The organism is Vibrio sp. 1562, assembly GCF_033340155.1.
Lineage (GTDB): Bacteria > Pseudomonadota > Gammaproteobacteria > Enterobacterales > Vibrionaceae > Vibrio > Vibrio alginolyticus.
In genome coordinates, this window is the sequence record NZ_JAWOVY010000572.1 from 1 (window position 1) to 587 (window position 587).

Consider the following 587-nt stretch of genomic DNA (forward strand, 5'->3'; position numbering starts at 1 on the left):
ACGTTTGAACAAGAACGCGAACGTCATGCGATGCAAATCGAAACGCTAGAAATGACGCAAGAAGAGCTGCGTGAACAACGCAGTGAACAGCGTCGTCTAGAACAAGATGCTGCGGCAGAAATCAACAAGCTAGAAGCCATTGCACCAACTTGGATTGCCGCTAACGATGCGTTGGAAAAATTGCGTGAGCAAAGCGGTGTAGAGTTAGAAGATCGCCATGCTGTGATGAGCCACATGCAGGTTGTTCTGGAGCAAGAGAAAGAGTTGTCTCTAGCGAAAGACAAACTGGCAGAGCGTCGCTCGCAACTAGAAAGCGAAATCGAACGATTGGCATCACCTGGTGGTTCAAACGATCCTCGTCTGAAAGGCTTGGCAGATACGCTCGGCGGTGTGCTTCTATCTGAGATTTACGACGACATTACAATCGACGATGCACCGTACTTCAGCGCGATGTATGGTCCGGCACGTCACGCGATTGTGGTTTCTGACCTGTCGGGTATCGAAGAGAAACTGGTAGAGCTAGACGACTGTCCGGAAGATTTGTACATCATTGAAGGTGACATAGATGCCTTTGATGACAGCTCGTT

The 587-nt window shown here is 49.2% G+C and carries 1 pseudogene; it reads left to right on the top strand.

Annotated elements, in window-relative coordinates:
* Positions 1–587, top strand: a pseudogene (gene mukB / locus R7Z49_RS26460) (chromosome partition protein MukB); the annotation flags it as partial.